This window comes from Streptomyces sp. NPDC097129, assembly GCF_055668065.1.
Genome location: NZ_JBVOQE010000015.1, coordinates 70,646 through 90,597, shown reverse-complemented (window position 1 = coordinate 90,597; position 19,952 = coordinate 70,646). Strand labels below are relative to the sequence as shown.

Sequence of the window (19,952 nt, the reverse complement as noted above, 5' to 3'; positions counted from 1 at the left end):
GGGCGTTCTCGTCCGGCGCTGTGCCGGGAACTCGGCTCGGACGCGGAGAGAATGCTCCGGTGGCACCGGGTCCGTCTCCTGTCGAAGCCACGGTGGAAAGGGGAAGCGTGCGGGATCTGCCCAGGTCGGCGACGGAGCCCGACGGCTCCGTGGTCGTGCGCGTGCTCAGTTACAACGTCCGCTCCATGCGCGACGACGTCGCGGCCCTCGCCCGGGTGATCCGGGCCTGCCGGCCCGACGTCGTCTGCGTTCAGGAGGCGCCGCGGTTCTTCCGCTGGCGCAAGGCCGCGGCCCGCCTCGCCCGTTCGTCCGGACTCGTGTACGTCTCGGGCGGCGCCACCGCCTCCGGTCCCATGATCCTGTCCTCGCTCCGCGCCCACGTGGAGCGCACCGAGGACGTCCTGCTGCCCCGCACCCCGGGCCTGCACCAGCGCGGCTTCGCCACCGCCGTACTGCGATTCGGCGGGGCCCGGCTCGGGGTGCTCAGCGCTCACCTGAGCATTCAGGAGCAGGAGCGCTATGAGCAGGGCCGGATGCTCCTCGACCGGCTGTCCGCGCTGGACGTGCCGTACGCCGTCGCCGCGGGCGACATCAACGACCGGCCCGGCGGCCGTACGTTCGGTCTGCTCGCGGACGCCCTGCAGGACTGCTGGGCGACGCAGCCGTGGGGGCGCGAGCACACCACCCGGCTCGGCGATCCGCTCCAGCGGATCGACGCGGTCTTCGCGACGGAGGGGGTTCAGGTGCTGGGGTGCGGGGTGCCGATGGGGCTTCCCGGGGTCGTCGAACAGGACCTGCGGGCAGCCACGGATCACCTGCCGGTGCTGGCCGCGTTGCGGGTGCCCGCCACCGCGTGATTTCCAAGCTCGGCAGGGCATGGGCCGCTCCGGCGCGCCCCGGTGAGCCGGGGCGCGCGTGCGTCGGCCGTGGGTCAGGACGCCCGGCGCTCCGGGTCGTGGTGGATCTCCACGCCGCCGGCGTCGCCGAAGGTGAGCCGGCAGGTGTCGGCGCGGTAGGTGGCGACGGACAGCGCCGCGGTGCGGCCCTCGGCGAAGTACCGGGTGGTGACGACGAGGACGGGCGCGCCGGGAAGCCGGTCCAGCGCCTTGGCGTCGCCGGCGCCGGCCGAGCCCAGCTCGACGGCGCGGTCCTGGCCGGCGGCCTCGCGCCGCTGCAGTTCGCGCAGCACGGCACGCGCACGGGCCGGCCCCGCGGGCGCGTCGATGCCGGTCAGCTCGGGCACGGAGACCCGCGGCACGTAGAGCAGTTCGGCGGCGACCGTCTGACCGTGGTTCACCCGCGTGCGGCGCACGATGTGCACCTCCTCGTCGCGGCCGGTCTCCAGGGCGTCGGCGACCGACGCGGGCGGCACGGCCAGGTCGCAGTCGGCCGGCTGCCAGTCGTCGCCTCCGACGCTCGGCCAGCCCTGGCCCCCGTTGCCGACGGCGACGCCCATGCGGGGCGGTGCGACCGTGGTGCCCACGCCGCGGCGGCGCTGGAGCCTGCCTTCCAGTTCGAGCTGCTCCAGGGCCTGCCGGAGAGTGGCCCTCGCGACGCCGAAGCGGGCGGCGAGCTCACGCTCGTTGGGCAGGATCTCACCGACCGCGAACTCGGAGTCCAGCGCCTCGGTGAGCACGGTCTTGAGATGCCAGTACTTGGGTTCCGGCACCGTCTCCAGCTGCGTGGTCCCCACCCTGTCCTCCGCGATGCCTGGTCCGGCGGCGTTTTAGCGCCCTTGTTTATTAAAGATTGTTGCACTTGTCTGCGACCATAGGGCGGCCCACACCCTTGGTCAAGACCAATCCTCGATCACTCGTCGGGTGCACCGGCGCCACCGCGGAGCCCACCGGGGGCTACCGGCGGGTAGCAACTACTGACAAGCTGCCTACCTGGCGTCCGTCCGTGAGTCCCCGAGGAGCCCCGCATGTCCGCCACGCTCTCCTTCAAGGTCCCCTCCCCGCACGGCCCGCAGCCGGTGACCGTCTCCTACGCGCGCACCGGCCGGGGCGCACCGCTGCTCCTGCTGCACGGCATCGGCCACCACCGCCAGGCCTGGGACCCCGTGGTGGACATCCTCGCCGCCGACCGGGACGTGATCGCCGTGGACCTGCCCGGCTTCGGGGCCTCCCCCGCGCTGCCGCCGGCGCTGGCGTACGACCTGCCCACGACGACGGCCGTGTTCGGCGTGCTGTGCGAGGCGCTGGAGCTGGACGGCCCGCACGTGGCGGGCAACTCCCTGGGCGGGCTGATCGCGCTGGAGCTCGGCCGCGGGCAGCTGGTGCGGTCGGTGACCGCGCTGTCCCCGGCCGGCTTCTGGTCCGAGGCCGAGCGGCGTTACGCGTTCGGCGTCCTGCTGGCCATGCGCGGCATCTCCCGCCGGCTGCCCCTGCCGCTCGTCGAGCAGCTGTCCCGCTCGACGGCCGGCCGGACGGTCCTGACGAGCACCATCTACGCCCGGCCCGGTCGCCGCACCCCGCAGGCCGTGGTCGCCGAGACCCGGGCGCTGGCCGAGGCGGCGGGTTTCGCGGCGACCCTCGCGGCCGGCGCCACAGTGCGGTTCGACGGCGACATTCCCGGCATCCCGGTCACCGTGGCCTGGGGCAGCCGGGACCGGCTGCTGGTGCCCCGTCAGGGCGTGCGCGCCAAGCAGGTGATGCCACGGGCCCGGCTGGTACGACTGCCCGGCTGCGGGCACTGCCCGATGAACGACGACCCGGCCCTGGTCGCGCGGGTCATCCTCGACGGCAGCCGAGACTGACGTCACACCGGCACTCTCCAGGGGCTGACGCCACGTCAGCCCATTTTGCGTGAAACGGAGAACGAGAAGACCACGACGGCCGGCCGCGTCCCGGTGCCGCCTGCTTCCGTCGCGTCAGCGGGAGTTGTTCACTTGTGGTTTCCGTGTGCGCCGGGGAGCGCCAGTAGGTGTGGAGTGCACATCGGCTGATTCCCGCCCCTGGAGGCCCTCCATGTCGCACCGTCCGCATCCCGGCCGCCGCAGTGTGCTGCGCGGTTCGCTGGCCGCGTCGGCGGCCCTGTCCCTGCCCGCCGGGCTCGGCGCCGCGCCGGCGTTCGCGCTCTCCGGGCGCCCCGAGGCGGGCTGGGGTGTGCAGGCGGGGGACGTGACCTCGGACTCCGGGCTGATCTGGGTGCGGTCGGACCGTCCCGCCCGCATGGTCGTCGAGACGTCGGCGACCGGGTCGTTCCGTGGCGCGCGCCGCCGGCCGGGGCCGCTGCTCGGCCCGGACACCGACTTCACCGGCACGACCCGGCTGCACGGGCTGCCGCCGGGCGAGCAGATCCACTACCGGGTGCTGCTCGCCGACCCGGACGACCCGCGCCGTACCGGGGAAGCGGTGGCCGGAACCTTCCGTACGGCGCCGGTGCGGCGCCGGCAGGGCGTGCGGTTCGTGTGGTCCGGCGACCTCGCCGGCCAGGGCTGGGGCATCAACGAGTCCATCGGCGGCTACCGCATCTTCGACGCGATGGCCAAGCTGGACCCGGACTTCTTCCTGTGCAGCGGCGACAACATCTACGCCGACGGCCCCATCGCGGCGACCGCCGCGCTGCCGGACGGCTCGGTGTACCGGTCGGTGACCAGCGAGGAGAAGGCCCACGTCGCGGTGACGCTGGCCGACTACCGCGGCAACTTCCGCTACAACCTGCTCGATCCGGCGCTGCGCCGGTTCAACGCGCAGGTGCCGAACATCATCCAGTGGGACGACCACGAGGTCCGCAACAACTGGTATCCGGGCGAGGTCATCGCCTCCGGCACCGCCTACCCGGCCGGCACCCGGCTGGACGACCTGGCGGCGCGGGCCCGGCGCGCCTTCGCCGAGTACTTCCCGGTCTCCACGCTGGGCGCCCGCGGTGACGGCCGCATCTACCGGGTCGTCCACCACGGCCCGCTGCTGGACGTGTTCGTGCTGGACATGCGGACGTACCGCAACGCCAACTCCCCCGACGACCAGACCACCGACCCTCAGGGCATCCTCGGCCGCGAGCAGCTGGAGTGGCTCAAGCGGGAGCTGGCCCGCTCCCGCGCGGTGTGGAAGGTGATCGCCGCGGACATGCCGCTCGGCCTGGTCGTGCCCGACGGGGTGGAGGGCAGGCCGAACTTCGAGGCCGTGGCGCAGGGCGATCCGGGCGTTCCGCTCGGCCGTGAGCTGCAGATCGCCGAGCTGCTGCGGTTCGTCAAGCACCGGCGGATCACGGGCACGGTGTGGCTGACGGCGGACGTGCACCACACCTCGGCCCAGCACTACGACCCGTCGCGGGCCGCGTTCAAGGACTTCGAGCCGTTCTGGGAGTTCGTCTCGGGTCCGCTGAACGCGGGCGCCTTCCCGGCGAGCGCGCTCGACGGCACCTTCGGTCCCGACCGGGTGTTCGTGAAGGCGCCCGCCCGGGGGAACGTCTCCCCGGCCGAGGGCTACCAGTTCTTCGGCGAGGTCGACATCGACGGCGACAGCGGTGAGCTGACGGTGCGGCTGCGTGAGCAGGACGGCACCGTGCTGTTCACGCAGGTGCTCCAGCCGGGCCGCGTCGGCCAGTGAGGACCGTGTGACAGCTCGCGTACCCTCGGTGTCCGTGCCGCGCGCCGGCGTCATCCCCCGGAGCGCGGCGCGGGTCAACTCCCCCTCGGCCGACGGCCGTCGGCGCACCCGCAACGCGACTGTGACACAACGGACAAAAACTCTAGAAGCACGCTTTACCCATCGGTCACAAGACGTTCGTGATCACGCAACACCGTTCCTTCACAGTGGATGCATGAGGAGAGAGATTCCCGATGTGAAGCGTTCCCGGCACGGCCGGCCCGTGCACCACTGGCGGCGCGACGTGGTGGAGCTGGCCGCCATGTTCACGGCCGTGGCGGTCGCGGACGGCGTGGCGAACCTGATCGGGCACGGCCCGGACGGGCCCGTGCTGCTGGTGGCGTCGGCGGCGGTCCTGACGGCCACGGCCGGCTTCCACACATGGTGGTCACGCAGGCACGGACACGCCCCGCCGACCGGTGATACCGGCGCCCGGCCGGGCTCCGCCGAGCCGCCGGCCGGGCAGGTCTCCCCGGCGCCGCGAACCGCGGACGCGGTGGGCGCCGAGAGCACCCTGTGGCGGATGCGTACGACCGTGCGGGACCAGCCCGGCTCGCTGGCCGCGCTGTGCACGGCCCTGGCCGGGCACCGGGTCGACATCCTGAGCCTGCAGGCGCACCCGCTGGGCGACACCGCGGTGGACGAGTTCCTGCTGCGCTCCCCCGGCACGCTGACGTCCGCCGAGCTGACCCGGCTGGTGGCCCTGGCCGGCGGCACGGGCACCTGGATCGAGCGGGCCGACGCCCACGATCTGGTGGACGCTCCCACCCGGGTGCTGGGCCTGGCCACGCGTACCGCCCTGGACACGGCGGAGCTGCCGCTGGCGCTGCGCCAGTTGCTCGGCCGCTGCACCATCCGGTCGCTGCCCGCGTCCACGGCCGGCGGCGGCGCCGGCGCCGTCGCCGTCCCGGTCGAGGGCGTGCTGGAGGACACCGTGATGCGGCTGCGGGCGCCCGAGGGCGGCGTCCTCACCGTGGAGCGGCCCTATCTGCCGTTCACCCCGACCGAGTTCGCGCGGGCCCGCGCCCTGGTGGAGCTGGACGCCCGGCTCGGGCCGCGGGTCCCGGTCGGCTCGGACGTCCTGACGCTGCCCGAGGGCAACCCGATCACCGTGCGGCGGGCCGACACCGGGGACCTCAAGGCCGCGAAGGCGATGCACGAGCGGTGCTCGGCGCGCACGCTGTCCCTGCGCTACCACGGGCCGGTCAGGGACGCCGACCGCTATCTGAACCACCTGCTCAGCCCGCGCTTCGGGCGCACGCTCGCCGTGCAGACCACCTCCGGCCGCATCGTCGCCCTCGGTCACCTGCTGTGGGACGGCGACGAGACCGAGGTCGCCCTGCTCGTCGAGGACGAGTGGCAGCGGCGCGGCATCGGCGGCGAACTGCTCGGCCGGCTGGTGGCGATGGCGGCCGAGGCGCGCTGCGAGAGCGTCTACGCGGTCACGCAGGCCTCCAACACCGGGATGGTCGCCGCGATGCGCGGCCTCGGACTGCCCCTCGACTACCAGATCGAGGAGGGCACCCTGGTCATCACCGCCCGCCTGGACGCGACCCCGGCCGGCTCGCGCCCGCCGTACGACCGGCAGCGGCGCGGTATCGAGGAGCGCGAGGAGAGCGTCGCCCGGGACTGAGACGTCCCGGCGAGGGCGGCCCGGCGGTGTTCCGCCGGGCCGCCCTCGCGTCGCCCGCCGAAGGTCGGCGCGCGGTCGCGGCCGTCCGCTGCCGCCGGGGGTCAGTGCGCGGCCGAAGGTCAGCGCGCGGCCGCCTGGGGTCAGCGCGCAGTCGAAGGTCAGCGCGCGGTCGCGGCCGTCCCCGGCCGCCGGGAGTCAGTGCGCGGCCGAAGGTCAGCGCGCGGCCGCCTGGGGTCAGCGCGCAGTCGAAGGTCGGCGCGCGGCCGCGGCCGTGCCCGGCCGCCGGGGGTCAGTGTGCGGCCGGGGGTCAGTGTGCGGCCGCGGCCGTCGCGGCCCGGTCTCCCGCACCGGCGAGCGCCCCGTCCAGGTCGGCCCACAGGTCGTCCACGTCCTCCAGGCCCACCGACATCCGCAGCAGCCGGTCGCTCACGCCGGCGCCGCGGCGGTCGTCCTCGTCCACGATGCGGTGGCTGATGGACGCCGGGTGCTGGATGAGCGTGTCGACGCTGCCGAGGCTGACCGCCGGGGTGATCAGCCGTACCCCGGCGATGACCTCGTGCGGGTCGCCGTGCACCTCGAAGGCCACCATGGCGCCGCCTATGCGCGGGTAGTGGACGCGGGCCACGCGCGGGTCGGCGGCGAGCCGGCGGGCGAGTTCGGCGGCGCTCGCGGAGGCGGCCCGCACCCGGACCGGCAGGGTGGACAGGCCGCGCAGCAGCAGATAGCCGGCCAGCGGATGCAGCACACCGCCGGTGGCGAACCGCACCTGGCGCAGACGCCCGGCGAACTCCTCGTCGCAGGCCACCACGCCCGCCATCACATCCCCGTGGCCGCCGAGGTACTTGGTGGCGCTGTGCAGCACGAGCCGCGCGCCCTGCTCGGCGGGCCGCTGCAGCACCGGCGTGGCGAACGTGTTGTCGACGAGCAGCGGCACCGAGCCGCAGGCGTGGGCGACGGCACGCACGTCGATCTCGGCGAGGGTCGGATTGGCCGGGGTCTCGACCATGACCAGGCCGGTGTCCGGGCGCAGCGCGTCAGCGATGCCGGCCGGATCGGTCCAGGTCACCTCGGTGCCGAGCAGCCCGGCGGTGAGCAGGTGGTCGCTGCAGCCGTACAGCGGCCGTACGGCGACGACGTGCCGCAGGCCCATCGAGGCGCGCACCAGCAGGACGGCGCTCAGCGCGGCCATGCCGCTGGCGAACGCGACCGCGGACCCGGTGCCCTCCAGCTTCGCCAGCGCCGTCTCGAAACGGGCGACGGTCGGGTTGCCGAGCCGGGCGTAGACGGGCGGACCGTCCGGCTCGGCGCCGCTGGTGGCGAACGCGTCGATCCGGGCGGCCTCACCACGGCTGTCGTACGACGGATACGTGGTCGACAGGTCGATCGGCGGGGCGTGCAGGCCCTGGCGGGCGAGGTCGTCACGGCCGGCGTGCACGGCCTCCGTGGCCAGTGCTCTGCGGGTGGTACGGGCGGTGTCCACGGGCGCCTCCACAGGGGTCTCCTCGGGGTCCCCGCGGGCACCCCTGGCCGTTCCAGGGGTCCCCCGGGCGGGCCGGCTCCGATCAGCTCGGCCCCGACGGGAAGGGTGAACAACGGCCGGTATGAAGTGGCTGAAACCCGTGCTACGTTCGGCGCATGGCCGAATCCGTCGTACTGGATCCGGTCGATCTGCATCTGCTGCGGCTGCTGCAGAACGACGCCCGGACCACCTATCGGGACCTCGCCGCGCAGGTCGGGGTCGCGCCGTCGACGTGCCTGGACCGGGTGACACGGCTGCGCCGCTCCGGCGTGATCCTCGGCCATCAGCTGCGGCTGAACCCGGCCAAGCTGGGCCGCGGCCTGGAGGCGCTGCTGTCGGTGCAGGTCAGACCGCACCGACGGGAGCTGGTCGGGCCGTTCGTCGAACGCATCCGGGCGCTGCCTGAGTCCCGGACCGTCTTCCACCTCACCGGCCCGGACGACTACCTCGTGCACGTGGCGGTCGCGGACATGGCGGACCTGCAGCGCCTGGTCCTGGACGAGTTCACGGCCCACCGCGAAGTGACCCGCGTGGAGACCCGCCTGATCTTCCAGCAGTGGGACTGCGGCCCACTGCTGCCGCCGCAGCGCCCGGGAACGCCGTGAGATGACGGTGGGGCGCCCGCCGGAACCGCCGCGGCACCCCGGCGTGCCCGGAGCCGAATCCGGCCGCCGCCGGCATCCGTAGGGGAAACCCGGCAGACGCGGCAGCGGTGGGCGTACGAGGATGGCCGCATGTCAGAGACCAACAGCCCGCTGCCCCGCGAGGTCGCCGACGCCTACGTCGACGAGCTCATCGCCCTCGATCCGATCACCGGCACCTACCTCGGCGTACCGGAGAGTTCACGCCGGATGCCCGACACCTCGCCGGCGGGCGCCGACGCGCTGGCCGGGCTGGCGCGGGCCACCCTGGCGAAGCTGGACGAGGCGGAGCGCCGCCCCGGCGCCGACAGCGACATCGAGCGGCGCTGCGCGCGGCTGCTGCGCGAGCGGCTCACCGCCGAACTCGCCGTGCACGAGGCCGAAGAGCACCTGCGCGCCGTCGGCAACCTGCACACCATGCCGCACCAGGTGCGCGAGGTGTTCACGGTGACCCCGCAGGAGACGGAGGAGGACTGGGCAGCGATCGCCGAACGGCTGCGCGCGGTACCGCGGGCGCTGGCCGGGTACCGCGAGTCCCTGACGCTCGGCCTGGACCGCAAGCTGTACGCCGCGCCCCGCCCGACCGCCACGTTCGTCGGGCAGCTCACCGAGTGGGCCGACACCGGGCAGGGCCGTGGCTGGTTCGAGGACTTCGCCGCCGCCGGTCCCGAGGCGCTGCGCGCGGAACTGGACGAGGCGGCGCGCGCCGCCACCGCGGCGGTGGCCGAACTGCGCGACTGGATGCGCGACGTGTACGCGCCCGGCATCGAGGGCGCCCCGAACACGGTGGGCCGCGAACGCTACGCCGTGTTGTCCCGCTCCTTCAACGGCACCGACATCGACCTGGACGAGGCGTACGCGTACGGCTGGGCCGAGTACCACCGCCTGCTCGGCGAGATGCGGCAGGAGGCGGAGAAGATCCTGCCCGGCGCCGCGACCCCGTGGGTGGCGCTCGCGCACCTCGACGAGCACGGCCGGCACATCGAGGGCGTCGAAGAGGTCCGCGCGTGGCTCCAGGGCCTGATGGACGAGGCCATCGACGCGCTGGACGGCACCCACTTCGAACTCGCCGAGCGGGTGCGGCGGGTGGAGTCCCGCATCGCGCCGCCCGGCGGTGCCGCGGCCCCGTACTACACCTCCCCGTCGGAGGACTTCTCCCGCCCCGGCCGCACCTGGCTGCCGACGATGGGCCAGACCCGCTTCCCGGTGTACGACCTGGTGTCGACCTGGTACCACGAGGGCGTCCCCGGCCACCATCTGCAGCTCGCCCAGTGGACGCACGTGGCCGGGGACCTGTCCCGCTACCAGTCCTCGGTGGGCATGGTCAGCGCCAACGCCGAGGGCTGGGCACTGTATGCCGAGCGGCTGATGGACGAACTGGGCTTCCTCAAGGACGCCGAGGAGCGAATCGGCTACCTGGACGCGCAGATGATGCGGGCGCTGCGGGTCATCGTGGACATCGGCATGCACCTGGAGCTGGACATCCCGGCGGACTCGCCGTTCCACCCGGGTGAGCGCTGGACTCCGGAACTGGCGCAGGAGTTCTTCGGCTCGCACAGCAGCCGGCCGGCGGACTTCGTGGAGAGCGAGCTGACCCGCTATCTGACGATGCCGGGCCAGGCCATCGGCTACAAGCTGGGTGAGCGGGCGTGGCTCACCGGCCGGGAGAACGCCCGCGCGCGGCACGGTGACGCCTTCGACCTCAAGGCATGGCACATGGCCGCCCTCTCGCAGGGTTCGCTGGGCCTGGACGACCTGGTGGAGGAGCTGTCCCGGCTGTGACCGGCCGCCACGCGGGCCGGGCGGCGAGCTGCCGCGACCGCCGCCCGGTCAGCACCGGAAGCCGCCCTCACCGAGGGGTGGCGCCCCGGGGCCGGGCGTAGGCCTGGACGAGGCGGCAGCACCGAGCGGGTGCGACGGCCCAGTGGGCGTCCGGCATCGCCGCGTCGACGGCGTCGAGCGTGCCGTCGCTGCCGCTGAGGGCGTGACGGTCAGCGAGGCCGTGGTGGGCGACGAGGATGTCGAGCCGCCCGCCCAGCGCCGAAGCGGCCGTGTCGATCAGTTCGCGGGGGCGCCGGGGCCGCAGGACGCCGGGAACCAGCCGCCGCCACCATCCCGGGATCGGCGCGCGCGGCGCGCCCCGAGGCGGTCACCTCCTCGGGGCTGTCCGCGCCCCAGGGCTGTGCCGCGTCGTGCGGGGACCCGTGGTGCAGGTTCCCGCTCGCACCGTGGGCGGCGAGCCGCCGGGCCACGGCCTGCCCGATCCCGCCGCGCCGGCTCGGCCCTGTCACCCCTTTCCTTCTCCGCGTCCCGTTCCCGGTCAGCAGCCGCAGTCGTCCGCGTCCACCGGCGCGGTCAGCGGGTCGGCGGCGCGCTGCTCGCGGCCCTGCCAGGTCTCGTACGCGAACCCCTCGCGCACCCAGTACTCGAAGCCGCCGAGCATCTCCTTGACCTGGTAGCCGAGTTCGGCGAGGGCGAGCGCGGCGCGGGTCGCGCCGTTGCAGCCGGGCCCCCAGCAGTACGTCACGACCGGCGTGGTCTTGTCGAGGAGCCGCTCGGCCTGCTCGGCGATGAGCGCCGTGGGCAGGTGGACCGCGCCGGGGACGTGACCCTGGTCCCAGGAGGCGGTGGAGCGGGAGTCCAGGACGACGAAGCCGGGGTCGCCGCCCGCTTCGAGCGCGACGCCGACGTCGGAGACGTCGGCGTGGAAGACGAGCGAGGCGCGGAAGTAGGCGGCGGCCTCGGCCGGGGCGGCGGGCGCGACACGCAGGACGGGGTTGGCGGCGGTCGTGGTGGTCATGGGCCGGCCTTTCAGTCGGGGTCGCCGATGCGGCGGACGTCGTCGATGCGGCGGAGGTCGCCGATGCGACGCAGGATGTCGATGCCACGGGGGCTGTCGTGCGACGGACGCTGTCGTGTGACGGAGGCTGTCGTCGATGTCCTGAAATCTACGGCCGGTTGATCATCTTCCTGAAGGGGCGTTCCCCGGCGTGAACCTTGTGCGACCGTCGATTCCCCTGCTATCCCTCGGGGATGACCGCGTTTTCCCCGGACGCCACCGACTGGCGCATACTCGACGTCCTCCAGCGCGACGGGCGCGCCAGCTTCGCCGAGCTGGCACGTGCCGTCTCCATGTCCGCGAGCGCGGTCACCGAGCGGGTGCGCCGGCTGGAGGAGGCCGGGGTGATCAGGGGGTACGCGGCGGTCGTGGACCCCGAGCGGCTGGGGCTCGGGATCCTGGCGTTCGTGCGCCTGCGCTACCCCAACGGCAACTACAAGCCGTTCCACGACCTGGTCGCCGCCACCCCGGAGATCCTGGAGGCGCATCACGTGACGGGCGACGACTGTTTCGTCATCAAGGTCGCCGCCCGGTCCATGCGGCACCTGGAGGAGGTCTCGGGCCGGATCGGCTCACTCGGCTCGGTGACGACGAGCGTGGTCTACTCCTCGCCGCTCGCCCGCCGCGCCCTCGGTCAGTGACCGCGTCTGCGCAGCGCCGACCCGGATCTGCCCTTGACCACCTCGAGCTGGGCGTGGATGCGGCGGCGCAGGTCGGCGACATGGCTGACGATGCCGACGCTGCGGTCCCGCTCGCGCAGTGAGTCGAGCACGTCCAGGACCTCGTCGAGGGTCTGGTCGTCGAGGCTGCCGAAGCCCTCGTCGATGAAGAGGGTGTCCAGCCGCACTCCGCCCGCCTCGTCGGTGACGACGTCCGCGAGGCCGAGCGCGAGCGCCAGGGAGGCGAAGAAGGTCTCGCCGCCGGACAGGGTCGCGGTGTCGCGTTCGCGGCCGGTCCAGGCGTCGACGACGTGCAGTCCGAGTCCGCTGCGGCCGCGCCCGGCGCGGTCGTCGGAGTGGACGAGGGTGTAGCGGCCGGACGACATGCGCTGCAGCCGTGCCGTCGCCGCGGCGGCGACCTGTTCCAGCCGGGCCGCGAGCACATAGGACTCCAGGCGCATCCGGCGTTCGTTGTCGGCGGCGGTGCCGGCCGCGAGGGCGGCCAGCCGGGCCACCCGGTCGTACTCCGCACGCAGCGGCGCCAGCCGTCGCACGCCCTGCGCGGCGCGCGCGGAGAGGCGGTCCAGTTCGGCGCAGCGGCGGGTGGCGGCGTCGCACGCGGAGGCGGCGGCGCGCAGCCGCTCGGCGGCCGATGCGGCGGCCCGCTCGGCGGCGGCGAGGTCGGCGGGCGGCTGCTGGGCGGCGGCCGCGGCGTCGGACTCGGCGAGCATCGCGCGGACGGCGGCCTCCTCGGACTGCCAGGCGTCCAGCCGCCGTTGCAGCTCGCGGTGTTCGGCATCGGTGAGCAGCGCCTCGGCGGCGGCCTGCGGGGTGTCGAACCCGGCGCGGAACGCGGCGTCCGCGAGCCGCGCGTCGGCGTCCTTGAGCCGCTGGGCGGCGTCCTCGGCGGCGCGTACGGCGTCGGCGGCGTCGGTGAGCAGGGCGGTCCGGCGCTCCAGCTGCGCGGCGCGCGCGGCGACGCTGCCGGCGCCGCCGCGGGCCTGCGCCAGCTCCTCCTCCAGCAGCGCCCGTTCGTGTTCCAGGCGCTCGCGGTGGCCGACGCGGGCGGCGGCGCGCACGGCCGTCTCCTGCCGGTCGGCGCTGCGGCGCTCGCGTTCCTCCTCTGCCCGGCGCAGTTCCTCCTGGGTGGCGTGCAGCGCAGAGGCGTCCCGCCGGGCCGCGGCGAAGAGGCGCTCCACCTCGTCGGCCTCCCGGGCGAGCCGGTCGGCGGGGTCGTCGCCGGCCTCGGCGGTGGCGGCGGCCAGCGCCTCGCGGACGGCGGCCAGGCGCCGCTCGGCGTCGCCCTGCCGCTGCTGGGCCTGCTGGTAGGCGGCCAGCGCCGCTTCCTCGGCCTCCCGGTCGACATGCCCGGCGTCCTTGCGGGCGGGCGCGGGGTGCTCGGCCGCGCCGCACACCGCGCAGGGCTCGCCGTCGACGAGGCGGGCGGCGAGTTCGGCGGCGATGCCGTCGAGCCGCTGCTCCTTGACGTCGAGCCAGTGCTCCTTGGCCGCGAGCACGGCCTGTTCGGCCTCGCGGGTCTGCCGGGCGGCCACGCCCGTCTCCTCGGCGAGCCGGTCGCGCTCGCGGGCGGCGCGCAGCCGCCGCTGGGCGGGCTCGCGGCGCTCGGCGAGCTGCTCGGCGCGGGTCGCGGCCTCCTGCGCGGCATCGATACGGCTCTGCAGGCCCGCGCGGGTCTCCTCCCATCCGGCGAGCCACTGCTCGGCGTCGGTGAGGACGTCGCCGTCGGCGCGCTCCTGCCGGTCCAGGCCGGCGCGTTCGGCGAGGAGGGCGGCGAGGCGCTGTTCGGCGCGGCGGGCGGACTCCAGGCCGCCCAGTTCCTCGGTGGCCCGGCGCGCCGCAGCGGCGAGCCCGGCCGCCCCGGCGTCCGCGTACGTCTCGGGCAGCAGGGCACGCGTGCGTGTCTCCTGCCGGGCGGCGCGAGCATGCTCGCTCTCGGCGTCGTCCCGCAGCTCCAGCGCCGGGCCCACGGCCTCCGCCTTGCGGGAGCGCTCCATGCGCGCCTGTGCCGCGTGGTACGCCTCGGCGCGCTCCTCCAGCAGCCGGGCCCGCTCCTGTGCCTGCGCGAACCGGGCCTGGAGGCGCGCCAGTTCCCGTGTCCTGGACAGGGCGCGGTCGGCGGCGGCCTGCGCGGACTCGGCGGCGGCCTGCCGGCAGCGGGCGATGGCGAGCTGCTCGCGGGCGGTGGAGCGGGCCACGGCGGCGGCGCCCAGCACGGCGTCGGCCAGGCCCGGCTCGCCCGGCGTCAGCTCGGGCAGTTCCATGGCGTCGCCGGCGGCCTGCTGCATGCGGTGCGCGTCGGCGAGGAGCGCCGCGTCGCCCTCGCGCACCTGCGCCTCGGTGGTACGGCGGCGCTCGGCGAGCCGTTTCTCGACGTCGGCGAAGCGCTGGGTGTCGAAGAGCCGGCCGAGCAGGCGGCCGCGGGCCTCGGCGTCGGCGCGCAGGAAGCGGGCGAAGTCGCCCTGGGGCAGCAGGACGACCTGGCAGAACTGCTCGCGGCTCATGCCGAGCAGCTGGGTGACCTCCTCGCCGATCTCCTGGTGGGAGCGGCTGAGGTCCTTCCAGGCGCCGGCCACGGCGTCGTGCTCCCGCAGCCAGGTCTGTGCCTTGTCGACGGTGGTGCCCTTGCCGCGCAGCTTTGGGCGCTCCCACGGCGGCTGCCGGGTGATCTCCAGCCGCCGGCCGGCGACGGTCAGCTCGAGAGTGACCTGGGTGCGGGTGCGCAGGTCGGCGTGGTCGCTGCGCAGGGTCATGCCCTGGCGGGCGCCCGGAACGGAGCCGTACAGGGCGTAGCAGACGGCGTCGAGCACTGACGTCTTGCCGGCGCCCGTCGGGCCGTGCAGCAGGAACAGCCCGGCGGTGGAGAGGGCGTCGAAGTCCACGCTCTGCTCGCCGCCGAAGGGCCCGAAGGCCGTGATGTCCAGCCGGTGCAGCCTCACCGGACCACCTCCCCCACCGTCGCCTCACGCGACCCCACCGTCGCCTCACCCGGCCTCGCCGTGACCGCGCGCCCACTCACCGCGCGCCCGCTCACCGCGCGACCTCCCGCACCACCGCGTCGGCGCGTACGGCGTCGAACGCCTCGCGCAGGACGGTCTGTTCGTCGGCGTCCGGTCCCGCGCCGCGCACATGCGCGACGAAGTCCTCCGCGATCTGCTGGTCGCTGCGCCCGGCGAGCCGCCGGGCATAGGTCACCTCGGTGTCCTCGGACGTCCGCTCGGGTGCGAAGACCAGGCTGAGGGTGTGCGGGAAACGCTCGGCGAGCCGGGCCATGGGGTCGGCGGGGCGGACGGCGTCGGTCAGGGTGGCCTCGACCCACGCCTCCTGATACCGGTCCAGGGAGGGGTCGTCGAGCAGCTCCTCCAGGGTGCCGCGCAGCCGGGCCAGCGGGCGCGGCACCGGGCAGTCGATCCGCTCGGCGGTGAGCGCGCCGCCCTCGCCGAGGTCGATCAGCCACATGCTCTTGCGGTGGTCGGTCTCGGAGAAGGAGTACGCCAGCGGGGAGCCGGAGTAGCGCACGCGCTCGGTGATGGTCTGGCAGCCGTGCAGATGCCCGAGGGCCGCGTAGTCCACCCCGTCGAAGACGCCGGCGGGCACGGCGGCGACCCCGCCGACGGTGATGTCCCGCTCGCTGTCGCTGGCCTGGCCGCCGGTGACGAAGGCGTGCGCGAGGACGACGGAGCGGGTGCCGGGCGGGCGGGCGGCGAGGTCGGCGCGGACGCGGTCCATGGCGGCGGCGAGCACCGCCTCGTGACTCGCCCTCTCGACTGCGAACTCGTCCTTGACCAGGGCCGGTTCGAGGTACGGCAGCCCGTAGAAGGCGACGTCGCCGAACGCGTCGCGCAGCACCACCGGGGTGGCGCAGCCGGCGGGGTCGGTGCGCAGGTGTATGCCGGCGCGGTCGATGAGCCCGGCGCCCACGCCGAGGCGGCGGGCGGAGTCGTGGTTGCCGGAGATCATCACCGTGGGCACGCCGAGGCCGGCGAGCCGGTGCAGGGCGTCGTCGAACAGCTCGACCGCGGCGAGCGGCGGCACCGCGCGGTCGTACACGTCTCCCGAGACGACCACCGCGTCGACGTCGCGCTCACCCACGGTGGCGACGAGGTGCCCGACGAAGGCGGCCTGGGCGTCGAGCATGTTCGCCCGGTGGAACGCCCGGCCCAGGTGCCAGTCGGAAGTGTGCAGCAGCCTCATGATCCCCGAGACTAACGGCCGGGTCTGACATCACGGGCGGTTACTCCCGTAACGGCCCGCCATGACCGCTCCCCGGCAGGCCAGTTACATCACCTTTGCCCGAATTGTCATGCGTCGCCGTAGGCCTCCCCGCCCAGTTCGAGACCGGCTGTGCCCGCCGTCACGTCCGCCAGCCAGGCACGGAAGGCGTCCACGTCCGCGTCGGGCAGCCCGATCTCGATGGTGACCTCCTCGCCGTAGCGCACGTCCCGCACCTCGCGCCCGGTGGCCCGCAGGTCGTTCTGCACCTTGCCGGCCCGCTGGTGGTCGACGGTCACGGTCGCCAGGCGGAACCGCCGGCGCGTGATCGTCCCCAGCGTGTCCAGGGCCTCGCCGACCGCGCCGCCGTAGGCACGGATCAGTCCGCCGGCGCCCAGCTTGACGCCGCCGTAGTAGCGGGTGACGACGGCGACGACGTAGCGCATGTCGCGGCGCAGCAGCATCTGGAGCATCGGCACGCCCGCGGTGCCGCCGGGCTCCCCGTCGTCGCTCGCCTTCTGGGTCGAGGCGTCGGCGCCGATGACGTACGCCCAGCAGTTGTGCGAGGCGTCGGCGTGCTCCTTGCGGACCGCGGCGATGAACTCCTGCGCCTCCCGCTCGGTGGCCGCCGGGGCCAGCGCGCACAGAAAACGGGAGCGGTTGACCTCGGTCTCATGCATCCCGGCCCGGCCGATCGTGCGGTACTCGTCCTGCATCCGGCCAGCCTATGCGCACCGCGGGACGCGCTCCGCCGCCCTACTTCCTGCCGCCCCGCGGCACCGTCACCGCCGTCAGCAGGGCGGCGCCCGGGGCGAGAGCGGACCAGTGGTGGCCGTACCAGGTCAGGACCGCGATCGCCGAGGTGGGGAACTTCACCCGGACCCGCTCCAGGGTGTCGTCGATGCCGTCGCCGGCCAGCGTCAGGACGAGGTCCTCCAAGCCGGGGTTGTGCCCGACGAGCAGCAGGGTCTCCACCTCGGGCGGGGTCTCGCGGGCGACCTCCAGCAGGTCGCCCGCGTCGGCGGCGTACAGGCGCCGCTCGTGGCGGACCGGGGGCGGGGTGCCCCACTGGGCGGCCGCCAGCTCCCAGGTCTGGCGGGCGCGCAGCGCGGTGGAGCACACGGCGAGGTCCGGCAGCAGGTCCGCCTCGGCCAGCGCCCGCCCGGCGGCCGGGGCGTCGCGTCGTCCGCGCGGGCGGAGCGGACGCGCGTGGTCGGGCACGCCCTCGGGCCACGCCGACTTGGCGTGCCGCAGGAGGACCAGCCGGCGCAGCGGCCCCGCACCGGAGCGCCCGGCGGTCACCCCCGCCACCTCGCGCTCACACCGCCCCCAGATCACGGACGAGGTCCAGGCCGAGCAGCCGGTCGGCGTAGGCGTACGTCTCGAAGCGGGCGCCCTCGGCCAGCTCGGGCCCGGCCGCCTCCACCCTGCGCAGGACGTCCAGCACGGCCGGCATGTCCAGGTCGTCCTCCCACGCGGCGCGCAGAGCGCCGCGCACCTCTTCGGGCATGGGCCGCGAGGGGTGACGCGCCCAGTCGGCGACGGCACGCCGCCAGCGGGTGAGCGTGCCGCGCGCGGCGGCCAGGGTGTCCGGGTCCAGCCGGGCCGGCGCGGTGCGCGGCTCGGCCAGCAGCGCGAGGCGTACGGCGGCCGGGTCGGCGTCCGCCCGCAGACAGTCCCCCGCGAGGGCGTCCGCAGGCGTCACGGGACCCACCGCGAGCCGGACGCCGTCGGGGACCACACCGCCGTCGGACACCACATGGATGACCTGGGCCTCGCCCAGGCCGGCCCCCGCGTCAGGGCTGTCCTCCAGCGGCCGCATGCCGAGGGCCGCCGCGCTCGCGCGCAGCTCCGCCTGCTCACCGCGGCCGGCCAGCAGCGCCCACACGGGCGTACCACCGAGTTCGAGGGCGCGCACGAGCAGGTCGGTGACGAGCAGGACCCGCAGACAGGCGGCGTCGTGCCGGGGCGCGTGCGCCTCGATGCGGGTCAGGCCGCGGCGCACGGGGGCGGCCTCGAGGGACTTGCCGGTTCGGGCGTCGGTGATGCGCAGCACGCAGTGAGCCTAGGCCCGTCGCCGTCCGCGCGCAGGTGGAATCCCGGCCGCGCCTCATCCGTTGTGCTTCCACAGAGCGTTTTGCTTCACTTTCGAGGCCGAGGGAGGCCGCCGGTGTACGGCGACGAGGCAACCATCCGCACGATCCTCACCCAGCTGGGGGACACCTGGGCCGTGGTCGGCCTGTCCGCGAACCGCGACCGTGCCGCGTACGGCGTGGCGCAGGTGCTCCAGCGCTTCGGCAAGCGGATCGTGCCGGTGCACCCGAAGGCGGAGACGGTGCACGGCGAGCAGGGGTACGCCACGCTCGCGGACATCCCCTTCGACGTGGACGTCGTCGACGTCTTCGTCAACAGCGACCTGGCCGGCGGCGTCGCGGACGAGGCCGTCGCGAAGGGCGCCCGCGCGGTCTGGTTCCAGCTGGGCGTGGTCGACGAGGCCGCCTACGCGCGCGTGCGCGCCGCGGGACTGGAGATGGTGATGGACCGCTGTCCCGCCATCGAGATACCCAGGCTGCGCTGACCGGTGGGGCCGTCGCCATAATGACCGCGTGATCCCCAACTCCCCTGACATACAGCACGTTCCCGTCGTCGTCGTGGGCGCCGGCCCGGCCGGCCTGACGGTCGCCAACCTCCTGTCGGCCGCCGGTGTGCGGTGCGTGGTGCTGGAGACCGAGACCCGGCAGTTCGTCGAACACCGGCCCAGAGCCGGGGTGCTGGAGGAGTGGGCGGTCCGCGAGCTGGACAAGCGGGGCCTCGGCGAGGCTCTGCTGGCCGGCGCCCAGCGGCACACGGCGTGCGAGTTCCGCTTCGACGGCGGCCGCTACCGCTTCGCCTACGGCGAGCTGACCGGGCGCCATCACTGGGTGTATCCACAGCCGTTGCTGGTGACCGACCTGCTGCGCGCCTACGCCGACGAGCGCGGCGGGGACGTCCGGTTCGCGGTGCGGGACGTGGCCGTCCACGACGTGGACTCCGACCGGCCGTCGGTGTCGTACACCTGCCCCGAGACGGGGGTACGGCGGGTGCTGCGCTGCGACTTCGTCGCCGGGTGCGACGGGGCGCGCGGGGTGACGCGGGCGGCGCTGGCGGGCGGCCGGGCCCGGGTGGCCCGGCACGACTACGGCATCGGCTGGCTGGCGCTGCTCGCCGAGGCGCCGCCGTCCACGGACTGCGTGCTGTTCGGCGTGCACCCGCAGGGGTTCGCCGGGCAGATGCCGCGCAGCCCCGAGATGACCCGCTACTACCTGCAGTGCCGGCCGGGCGACGACCCGGAGGGCTGGTCGCACGCGCGCGTGTGGGACGCGTTGCGGCTGCGGCTCGCGGCCGAGGGCGCCCCGGAGCCGGTCGAGGGGCCGCTGATCGAGAAGCGCGTGCTCGACATGCACGACTATGTCGTGGAGCCGATGGCGTCCGGCCGGCTGTTCCTGGCCGGGGACGCCGCCCATCTCGTCGCGCCGATCGCGGCGAAGGGCATGAACCTGGCGCTGCACGACGCGTTCCTGCTGGGTGACGCGCTGGTCGCCCGGCTGACGCGGGGCGACGACAGCGGGCTCGCGGGCTACTCCGAGGCGTGTCTGCGCCGGGTGTGGGACTACCAGGAGTTCTCGCAGTGGCTGGCGGAGGTCTACCACGGGCCGGCGGCGGGCGACGCGTTCCGCGCGGGCACCTCCCTGGCCCGGCTGCGGCGGCTGTTCAGCTCCCCGGTGGCGGCGGCCGCGTTCGCGGAGCAGTACCTGGGCGGCGCGGAGCGCTACTGAGCGAGCCTGCGGAGCGCGACCGGG

17 protein-coding genes and 1 pseudogene are annotated in these 19,952 nt (G+C 74.8%); 9 read left to right on the top strand and 9 right to left on the bottom strand.

All coding sequences use genetic code 11. The annotated features are described in order from the left end of the window. Nucleotides 1–107: 107 nt before the first annotated feature. On the top strand, nt 108–857 hold the full coding sequence (locus AC0B9F_RS33400; RefSeq protein WP_472008897.1) for an endonuclease/exonuclease/phosphatase family protein: 750 nt from the start codon (nt 108–110) through the stop codon (nt 855–857). Nucleotides 858–931: 74 nt separating this feature from the next. Here AC0B9F_RS33400 and AC0B9F_RS33395 read toward each other — a convergent pair whose 3' ends face one another. After that, nucleotides 932–1,693, bottom strand: a complete 762-nt coding sequence (locus tag AC0B9F_RS33395; RefSeq protein WP_472008895.1) for a GntR family transcriptional regulator — start codon at nt 1,691–1,693, stop codon at nt 932–934. Nucleotides 1,694–1,924: 231 nt separating this feature from the next. On the opposite strand from AC0B9F_RS33395, the gene AC0B9F_RS33390 reads away from it, so the two are divergent. From AC0B9F_RS33390 to AC0B9F_RS33380, 3 genes are all read left to right on the top strand, one after another. After that, nucleotides 1,925–2,758: an alpha/beta fold hydrolase gene (locus AC0B9F_RS33390; protein ID WP_472008893.1), complete on the top strand. Its 834-nt coding sequence runs from the start codon at nt 1,925–1,927 to the stop codon at nt 2,756–2,758. 211 nt (nt 2,759–2,969) lie between these two features. Further along, complete coding sequence (locus AC0B9F_RS33385; protein ID WP_472008891.1) at nt 2,970–4,553, top strand: alkaline phosphatase D family protein; 1,584 nt, start codon at nt 2,970–2,972, stop codon at nt 4,551–4,553. Between the two features lie 214 nt (nt 4,554–4,767). Continuing rightward, nucleotides 4,768–6,225 (top strand): GNAT family N-acetyltransferase, encoded by a 1,458-nt coding sequence (locus AC0B9F_RS33380; RefSeq protein WP_472008889.1) that lies wholly within the window; start codon nt 4,768–4,770, stop codon nt 6,223–6,225. A gap of 307 nt (nt 6,226–6,532) precedes the next feature. Here AC0B9F_RS33380 and AC0B9F_RS33375 read toward each other — a convergent pair whose 3' ends face one another. Further along, the gene (locus AC0B9F_RS33375; RefSeq protein WP_472008887.1) at nt 6,533–7,705 is read right to left on the bottom strand and encodes a trans-sulfuration enzyme family protein; all 1,173 of its coding nucleotides are present in this window, start codon (nt 7,703–7,705) and stop codon (nt 6,533–6,535) included. 155 nt (nt 7,706–7,860) lie between these two features. Between AC0B9F_RS33375 and AC0B9F_RS33370 the strand changes: the two genes are divergently transcribed. After that, nucleotides 7,861–8,349, top strand: a complete 489-nt coding sequence (locus AC0B9F_RS33370; protein ID WP_472008885.1) for an Lrp/AsnC family transcriptional regulator — start codon at nt 7,861–7,863, stop codon at nt 8,347–8,349. Between the two features lie 129 nt (nt 8,350–8,478). Continuing rightward, the gene (locus tag AC0B9F_RS33365) at nt 8,479–10,167 is read left to right on the top strand and encodes a DUF885 domain-containing protein (protein ID WP_472008883.1); all 1,689 of its coding nucleotides are present in this window, start codon (nt 8,479–8,481) and stop codon (nt 10,165–10,167) included. Between the two features lie 73 nt (nt 10,168–10,240). Here AC0B9F_RS33365 and AC0B9F_RS33360 read toward each other — a convergent pair. Next, nucleotides 10,241–10,718, bottom strand: a pseudogene (locus tag AC0B9F_RS33360) (hypothetical protein); the annotation flags it as partial. After that, nucleotides 10,706–11,185 carry a rhodanese-like domain-containing protein gene (locus tag AC0B9F_RS33355; protein WP_472008881.1) on the bottom strand — a complete coding sequence of 160 codons (480 nt, stop codon included), beginning with the start codon at nt 11,183–11,185 and terminating at the stop codon, nt 10,706–10,708. The gene AC0B9F_RS33355 and the pseudogene AC0B9F_RS33360, both read right to left, overlap by 13 nt. 233 nt (nt 11,186–11,418) lie before the next feature. On the opposite strand from AC0B9F_RS33355, the gene AC0B9F_RS33350 reads away from it, so the two are divergent. Beyond that, nucleotides 11,419–11,865, top strand: a complete 447-nt coding sequence (locus AC0B9F_RS33350; protein WP_472008879.1) for an Lrp/AsnC family transcriptional regulator — start codon at nt 11,419–11,421, stop codon at nt 11,863–11,865. Here the strand turns inward: AC0B9F_RS33350 and AC0B9F_RS33345 are convergent. From AC0B9F_RS33345 to AC0B9F_RS33325, 5 genes are all read right to left on the bottom strand, one after another. After that, nucleotides 11,859–14,840 carry an AAA family ATPase gene (locus AC0B9F_RS33345; RefSeq protein ID WP_472008877.1) on the bottom strand — a complete coding sequence of 994 codons (2,982 nt, stop codon included), beginning with the start codon at nt 14,838–14,840 and terminating at the stop codon, nt 11,859–11,861. The genes AC0B9F_RS33350 and AC0B9F_RS33345 overlap by 7 nt on opposite strands. Nucleotides 14,841–14,931: 91 nt before the next feature. Next, nucleotides 14,932–16,095, bottom strand: a complete 1,164-nt coding sequence (locus AC0B9F_RS33340) for an exonuclease SbcCD subunit D (RefSeq protein ID WP_472008876.1) — start codon at nt 16,093–16,095, stop codon at nt 14,932–14,934. Between the two features lie 107 nt (nt 16,096–16,202). Beyond that, entirely contained in the window at nt 16,203–16,829 is a 627-nt protein-coding gene (locus AC0B9F_RS33335; RefSeq protein ID WP_472008874.1) for a YigZ family protein, read from the bottom strand. 40 nt (nt 16,830–16,869) lie between these two features. Continuing rightward, nucleotides 16,870–17,415 carry a SixA phosphatase family protein gene (locus AC0B9F_RS33330; protein ID WP_472008872.1) on the bottom strand — a complete coding sequence of 182 codons (546 nt, stop codon included), beginning with the start codon at nt 17,413–17,415 and terminating at the stop codon, nt 16,870–16,872. 16 nt (nt 17,416–17,431) lie between these two features. Further along, entirely contained in the window at nt 17,432–18,169 is a 738-nt protein-coding gene (locus AC0B9F_RS33325; protein ID WP_472008870.1) for a hypothetical protein, read from the bottom strand. Nucleotides 18,170–18,283: 114 nt separating this feature from the next. Here AC0B9F_RS33325 and AC0B9F_RS33320 point away from each other — a divergent pair, with 114 nt between their 5' ends. Together AC0B9F_RS33320 and AC0B9F_RS33315 are read left to right on the top strand one after the other, a co-directional pair. Next, complete coding sequence (locus AC0B9F_RS33320; RefSeq protein WP_472008868.1) at nt 18,284–18,691, top strand: CoA-binding protein; 408 nt, start codon at nt 18,284–18,286, stop codon at nt 18,689–18,691. A 28-nt stretch (nt 18,692–18,719) separates the two neighbouring features. Beyond that, on the top strand, nt 18,720–19,928 hold the full coding sequence (locus AC0B9F_RS33315; RefSeq protein ID WP_472008866.1) for a 4-hydroxybenzoate 3-monooxygenase: 1,209 nt from the start codon (nt 18,720–18,722) through the stop codon (nt 19,926–19,928). The last annotated feature ends 24 nt before the right edge of the window (nt 19,929–19,952 follow it).

Coding starts and splice junctions, on each gene's coding strand:
- AC0B9F_RS33390 (WP_472008893.1), top strand. CDS start 1,925: ATGTCCGCCACGCTCTCCTTCAAGGTCCCCTCCCCGCACGGCCCGCAG.
- AC0B9F_RS33385 (WP_472008891.1), top strand. CDS start 2,970: ATGTCGCACCGTCCGCATCCCGGCCGCCGCAGTGTGCTGCGCGGTTCG.
- AC0B9F_RS33380 (WP_472008889.1), top strand. CDS start 4,768: ATGAGGAGAGAGATTCCCGATGTGAAGCGTTCCCGGCACGGCCGGCCC.
- AC0B9F_RS33370 (WP_472008885.1), top strand. CDS start 7,861: ATGGCCGAATCCGTCGTACTGGATCCGGTCGATCTGCATCTGCTGCGG.
- AC0B9F_RS33365 (WP_472008883.1), top strand. CDS start 8,479: ATGTCAGAGACCAACAGCCCGCTGCCCCGCGAGGTCGCCGACGCCTAC.
- AC0B9F_RS33355 (WP_472008881.1), bottom strand. CDS start 11,185: ATGACCACCACGACCGCCGCCAACCCCGTCCTGCGTGTCGCGCCCGCC.
- AC0B9F_RS33350 (WP_472008879.1), top strand. CDS start 11,419: ATGACCGCGTTTTCCCCGGACGCCACCGACTGGCGCATACTCGACGTC.
- AC0B9F_RS33340 (WP_472008876.1), bottom strand. CDS start 16,095: ATGAGGCTGCTGCACACTTCCGACTGGCACCTGGGCCGGGCGTTCCAC.
- AC0B9F_RS33335 (WP_472008874.1), bottom strand. CDS start 16,829: ATGCAGGACGAGTACCGCACGATCGGCCGGGCCGGGATGCATGAGACC.